Raw genomic sequence first — 6,010 nt, 5'->3', positions numbered from 1 at the left:
CGCCGATCGGCTCGCCGCGGCGGGCTTCGGCGGGGCCGCCGCCGACGCCAGGCGGCAGGCGCAGGACCCCGACGGCGCGCTGCCGTAGCCGGCTGCGGCAGCCGGCCCCGGTTGCCCGGGCCTCAGCCTCCCCCGCCGAGGTAGCGGCGCAGGGTGGCGGTCACCGCGCGGATCTGGCCGACCTCCACCCGTTCGTCCCGGCGGTGCGCGAGGTTGGGATCGCCGGGGCCGTAGTTGACCGCGGGGATACCCATGGCGGCGAACCGCGCCACGTCGGTCCAGCCGAACTTGGCGCGCACCATCCCGCCGGCGGCGTCCACCAGTGCCGCGGCCGCGGCGTGGTGCAGTCCGGGCAGCGCCCCGGCGGCCACGTCGGCCTGCTCGACCTCGACCGGCAGGCCGTCGAAAACCCCGCGAACGTGATCGAGCGCTGCCTCGGGGCCGCGGTCGGGCGCGAAGCGGAAGTTGACCGTCACCGACGCCGCGTCGGGGATCACGTTGCCGGCCACTCCGCCGTCGATCCCCACTGCGGACAGCCCCTCCCGGTAGGCGCACCCGTCGATGTCGACCACCCGGCCCTGGTATGCCGCGAGCCGCTTGAGCACCGGCGCCAGTCGGTGAATAGCGTTGTCGCCCAGCCACGATCGAGCGGAATGCGCACGGACGCCGGACGTGGAGACGACAGCTCGTAGCGTGCCCTGGCAGCCTGCTTCAATGTACCCACCGGAGGGCTCGCCCAGGATCGCGACGTCGCCGCGCAGCCAGTCCGGCAGTTCCCGCTCGATACGTCCGAGGCCGTTCGCACTCGACTCGATCTCCTCGCAGTCGTAGAGGATCAGCGTGACGTCGTGAACCGGATCCTCGACGGTGGCGGCCAGGTGCAGGAAGACCGCGTCGCCGGATTTCATGTCGGAGGCCCCGCATCCGTGGATGTGGTCGGCGTCGCGGCGGGCCGGAAGGTTGCCGGCAACCGGGACGGTGTCGAGGTGCCCGGCCAGGATCACTCGCGACGCGCGGCCCAGGTCCGTGCGGGCCAGCACCGCGTCGCCGTTGCGGACCACCTGGTAGCTGGTCTGCTCGCGCAGCGCGTGCTCGACCTCGTCGGCGATCCGGCGCTCGTCGCGCGAGACACTGGGAATGTCGATCAGCGCGGCGGTGAGCACCTCGGGGTCGGCACGCAGATCCAGCACAACTGACCAGGCTAGCCGGTCGCCCCCCTTGCGCGAGCAGACGGAAAAGTCCCCGTACACCCGGCGTGTCGGCGCACTTTGCGTCTGCTCGGCGCGGAAGTACGGTGGGATACCGTGACTTCTGCTGCGGGATTCGGGCTGGCGACCATCGCCGGGGACGGCACGGTGCTGGACGCCTGGTTCCCGGATCCGGAACTGGGCGCCTACAGCCCGGCGGGCACCACCCGGCTGACCCCGGAGGACGCCCCGGAGAACCTCGCCGCGCTGGCCGGGCCGGACCCCGACCGCGACGTGCAGATCGTGCCGATCCGCACGGTCACCGTGCTGGCCGACAAACCGGCCGACACCTGCGACGCATATCTGCGGCTCCATCTCATCTCCCACCGCCTGGTCGAGCCGCACGGCTGCAACCTCGACGGAGTCTTCGGCGCGTTGACCAACGTGGTGTGGACCAACTACGGACCGTGCCGCATCGAGGGATTCGAGGAGGTCCGGTTGCGGCTGCGCCGGCGCGGGCCGGTCACGGTGTACGGCGTCGACAAGTTCCCGCGGATGGTCGACTACGTGGTGCCGACGGGGGTGCGCATCGCCGACGCCGACCGGGTTCGCCTGGGCGCGCACCTCGCCCCGGGCACCACCGTCATGCACGAGGGGTTCGTGAACTTCAACGCCGGCACCCTGGGCGCCTCGATGGTGGAGGGCCGGATCTCGGCGGGCGTGGTGGTCGGCGACGGTTCCGACGTCGGCGGCGGCGCCTCGATCATGGGGACGCTGTCCGGCGGCGGCACGGAGGTCATCTCGGTCGGCAAGCGCTGTCTGCTGGGGGCCAATTCCGGCCTGGGCATCTCGCTGGGCGACGACTGCGTGGTCGAGGCGGGCCTGTACCTGACCGCCGGCACCAAGGTGACGACGGCGGACGGCGCCACGGTCAAGGCTCGCGAGCTCTCCGGGACGAACAACCTTCTGTTCCGGCGGAATTCGGTGACCGGTGCGGTTGAGGTGGTGTCCCGCGACGGGACGGGAATCACGCTCAATACCGCGTTGCACGCGAATTAGCGGTGGCGTCGCACGCGAATCAGGTTGGCGTCGCACGCAAATCAGGGGTGGCGTGCCGCGAACCGCAGGCTCACCGCATGAGTTCCTTCTTGAGCACCTTGCCCATGGCGTTGCGCGGCAGCGAGTCCACGACCCGCACTTCCCGCGGGCGCTTGTGCGCCGAAAGCTGCTGCGCCACATACTCGATGAGTTGCTCAGAGCGCGCGTCACCGACCACGTAGGCGACGATCCGCTGGCCCAGGTCCGCGTCGGGCAGCCCGACCACGGCCACTTCAGCCACTCCCGGATGCCCGAGCAGCACGGTCTCGATCTCCCCGGCGCCGATCCGGTAGCCGCCTGACTTGATCAGGTCCACCGACTCGCGGCCGACGATGCGGTGCATGCCATCAGGCCCGATCACCGCGGCGTCTCCGGTTCGGTACCAGCCGTCGGCGGTGAAACACGCCGCGGTGGCATCCGGCCGGTCGAGGTAGCCCTCGAAGATCGTGGGCGTCGAAACCAGAAGACTGCCAATGGTTTCCCCGTCGTTCGGCACCGCCGAACCGTCCTCGGCGGCCAGGCGGGTCCGCATTCCGTCCAACGGCAGCCCAACCGAGCCGGCACGTCGCTCACCGTCGGCCCGGGTGCTGACCGTGATCAGCGTCTCGGTGCAGCCGTACCGTTCCACCGGGGCATGCCCGGTCAGTTCGGTCAGCCGGTCGAACACCGGGACCGGCAGCGCGGCACTTCCCGATACCAGCAGTCGCGCCCCCGACAGGGCGCGGGCCGATGCCGGGTCGGCGACCATCCTGGACCAGACCGTGGGCACACCGAAATAGAGGCTGCCCCCTGCCGCCGCGTAGGCCTGCGGGGTCGGCTTGCCGGTGTGAACGAACCGGTTGCCCACCCGCAGCGAGCCGAGCAGTCCGAGCACCAGGCCGTGCACGTGAAACAGGGGCAGACCGTGCACCAGGGTGTCTTCCGGGGTCCACTGCCAGGCCCGGGCGAGGGCGTCGAGGTCGGCCGCGATCGCCGCACGGCTGAGCACCGCCCCCTTGGGAGGCCCGGTGGTGCCGGAGGTGTAGATCACCATCGCCGTGCTCTGCGCCGGCGGTTCGGGGTAGCGGTGCCAGGAGCGCGCGTGAATCCGCACCGGCACGTGCGGCAAGCCGGCCAACTCGGCCGGCGCTTGGCCGAGCCAGGCCTGGGCGCCGGAGTCGGCGAGGATGTGGGCCTGCTCAGCGACGCCGACGTCGGCGGGCACCGGAACCAGCGGCACCCCGGCGATCAGACAGCCGGTCACCGCAAGCACCGTGGCGGCGGTCGGGGTCGCCAGGACCGCGACGCGTCCGGCCCCGCCGACCCGTTCGGCGACCGAGGTCGCGGCACCGACCAGATCGCCGCGCGACAGCGTGACGCCGTCGATGCGGACCGCGTCGCCGATATCGTCGCCGGCCGCCACCGCGGCGGGGTTCAGCGAGGCCAGCAGCACCCCGCGAGGCTACCCCGACACATGTTGCAGATGCGACAGGTGAGGTTGGACGGCGGTTACCCTCGGCCTATGACCGGTCGAAGGCCGTGGTGCGCCCGGACCACCGTTGCGCTGGCGGTATTGGCGCTGCAGGCCGGTTACCCGCCCGTCGCCGGGGCCGCACCCAAGTCGTGGGACGGGCCGTACCAGATGACGACCTACGCCTCCCAGAAGGCAGGTACCAGCGCCGCCACCCGCCAGCGGGAGGGCGACTTCGGGGGAAGGTTCACGCTGGCCACCCATTGCTCGGTGCGCAGTTGCGTGACCACCGTGACCGACGGTCCCAAACCCGGCAACCCGACCATCCCCTGGCCTCCCCGCTACACCTGGAACGGGTCGGCGTGGACGACCAGTTACGAATGGATGTGGGACTGCCTCCTGGACGGCGGCGGCCAGAAGTCCTGGGCTCGTGCCACCTCGTGGGCCTTCTACGAGCCCCAGTCGAACGGCGCCCTGAAGGGCACCTGGCACACCGATATCGCCGAGGGGCCGTGCCGCGGCAGTGTCGTGATGCCGGTCGCCGCCAGGCCGGCCTGACCCATCCGAACGGTCGTTGATCCCGGTGCCGTACCCGGAGGGCACTCGACACCATCGCCGGCACGACCGCCCCTCGTCGCCGCCTACACGCTTTCACCGAGAATGGCTGCCGCAGAACGATATCCGGACCGGATCGCCCCGTCCATGTAGCCGTTCCAGATGTCGGAGGTTTCAGCTCCCGCCCAATGGATGCGGCCGACAGGGGCGGCCAACGCCTTTCCGTACTGGGTCCAGAGCCCGGCGCCAAGTCGCCCGCCGTAACAGCCGCGGGTGAACTCCTCGGCGTTCCAATCCTGTTCGAGGAAATCGAGCGGTTCGGCCGCCTGTTCGCCGAAATACTTGGTGAGGCTGCCAAGCACCTTCTGGCGACGTTCGGCAGGTGTCATCTCGGCCGCCTTGCGTGCGTGGGCGCCCTCCAGGAAGCCGACGAGCACCCCGCACGATCCATCGGGCGGTGAGTTGTCGGCGACGATGTTGAACTCGTCATCGAGGCTCATGACGAATCCGCACAACCCGGTTTCGCGCCAGAAGGGCTTCGGATAGGCGACGTTGAATTTCATGACTGAACCCGCGGGGAACTGCTGAAACAGCGCATCGCGCGCCGATGGCATGGCCGGCTGGTAGCGCAGGCGTCCGGCGAGGGTCGGGGGCAGTGCGACGATGGCGTGGCCGGCCGAGATCCGACCACCAGCGAAATTCACGACGACGCCGGAGTCGTTGTGCTCGATGCCGGTGACGACCGTGTTGAGCCGGACGGCGTTTCCGAGTTCGGCAGCCATGCGCTCGGACAACTGGTGGGTGCCGCCGACGACTCGGGTTTCCTGGGCGCCGCCGGTCGTGGACACGAGAGTATCGAGGTTGTCACCGGACTTGCAGTAGAACAGGAAGTGCAGCAGCGACATCTCGGGCGCTTCGGCGGAGAATATGGCGGGCACGATCAAGCGGAAGAGCCGTAACGCCAGCTTGTCGGAGGTCTGGCCGACCAGCCACTGATCCAGGGTCTGCCGATCCAGGTCCTCGGCGCCTTCGGTGGCCCAGGGGGCGCTGGTGTCGATCGTGTCGGTGAGCGCGGCGATCTGGACCCAGACCCGTTGTAGTTCGACAACGGTGCCGGAGGGCAACCCGAACGTGTCGTCGCGGCCGTTGCCTGCGTACCGGTGGACCTTCCCGTCGTAGACCATGAGCGCGTCGCCCTCGTCGTAGGCCGGGAAGGTTTCCAGGCCCAGTTCTCTGGTGAGCGCCAGCGCCTCGACCTGGGTGGGGCCGAACCACTGCCCACCCATCTCGATGGGCACGCCGTTGCTGAATACGCCACCGAGATTGCGCCCGGCGACACGATTGCGCGCCTCGAGCACCGCGACGGTCCGTCCGGCCCGGGTGAGGGTGCGGGCGGCGCTGAGGCCTGACAGTCCCGCTCCTACGATTACGACATCGACGTTCTCCACAATGCGCGCCCCTCGATCGTGGGCCGATGGCCCGTTCAAAGTCATGCAAGTAACCGATTGCCGACGCTAGACCGCCGGCCGGACTGAAGTCATACGATTGACTGGAAATTGCCGGACCAGAGAATTTCCCACCGGTTTTGGTAACACTGTGATAGCTGTTACCGAAGTACGATCTGTCAGCCACTCGGCACAGGGTTAGGGGCCACCATGAGGATTTTCGGTCGTGTTCTGATGGCGCTCGTCGCGGCGCTGGCGGCGATCTTCGCCGTGCC

At 69.6% G+C, this 6,010-nt stretch carries 5 protein-coding genes; 2 read left to right on the top strand and 3 right to left on the bottom strand.

The features are described 5' to 3' along the window. Positions 1 to 122: 122 nt before the first annotated feature. Positions 123 to 1,190 carry a succinyl-diaminopimelate desuccinylase gene (gene dapE, locus ADBZ5U_RS13775; protein WP_526811101.1) on the bottom strand — a complete coding sequence of 356 codons (1,068 nt, stop codon included), beginning with the start codon at positions 1,188 to 1,190 and terminating at the stop codon, positions 123 to 125. An 84-nt stretch (positions 1,191 to 1,274) separates the two neighbouring features. Between dapE and dapD the strand changes: the two genes are divergently transcribed. After that, on the top strand, positions 1,275 to 2,246 hold the full coding sequence (dapD, locus tag ADBZ5U_RS13770) for a 2,3,4,5-tetrahydropyridine-2,6-dicarboxylate N-succinyltransferase (RefSeq protein WP_526811103.1): 972 nt from the start codon (positions 1,275 to 1,277) through the stop codon (positions 2,244 to 2,246). A 70-nt stretch (positions 2,247 to 2,316) separates the two neighbouring features. Here the strand turns inward: dapD and ADBZ5U_RS13765 are convergent, their stop codons facing one another. Then, positions 2,317 to 3,717: an AMP-binding protein gene (locus ADBZ5U_RS13765; protein ID WP_526811100.1), complete on the bottom strand. Its 1,401-nt coding sequence runs from the start codon at positions 3,715 to 3,717 to the stop codon at positions 2,317 to 2,319. Between the two features lie 69 nt (positions 3,718 to 3,786). Here ADBZ5U_RS13765 and ADBZ5U_RS13760 point away from each other — a divergent pair, with 69 nt between their 5' ends. Further along, complete coding sequence (locus ADBZ5U_RS13760; protein ID WP_526811099.1) at positions 3,787 to 4,293, top strand: Rv2253 family sensor-like surface protein; 507 nt, start codon at positions 3,787 to 3,789, stop codon at positions 4,291 to 4,293. An 83-nt stretch (positions 4,294 to 4,376) separates the two neighbouring features. Here the strand turns inward: ADBZ5U_RS13760 and ADBZ5U_RS13755 are convergent, their stop codons facing one another. Further along, the gene (locus ADBZ5U_RS13755) at positions 4,377 to 5,738 is read right to left on the bottom strand and encodes a flavin monoamine oxidase family protein (protein ID WP_526811098.1); all 1,362 of its coding nucleotides are present in this window, start codon (positions 5,736 to 5,738) and stop codon (positions 4,377 to 4,379) included. Positions 5,739 to 6,010: the final 272 nt, after the last annotated feature.

Source organism: Mycobacterium sp., assembly GCF_040398885.1.
In the GTDB taxonomy this organism is placed as follows: Bacteria; Actinomycetota; Actinomycetes; order Mycobacteriales; family Mycobacteriaceae; genus Mycobacterium.
Note: the sequence above shows the minus strand (reverse complement) of the source record. Positions and strands in the feature narration are given on the sequence as shown.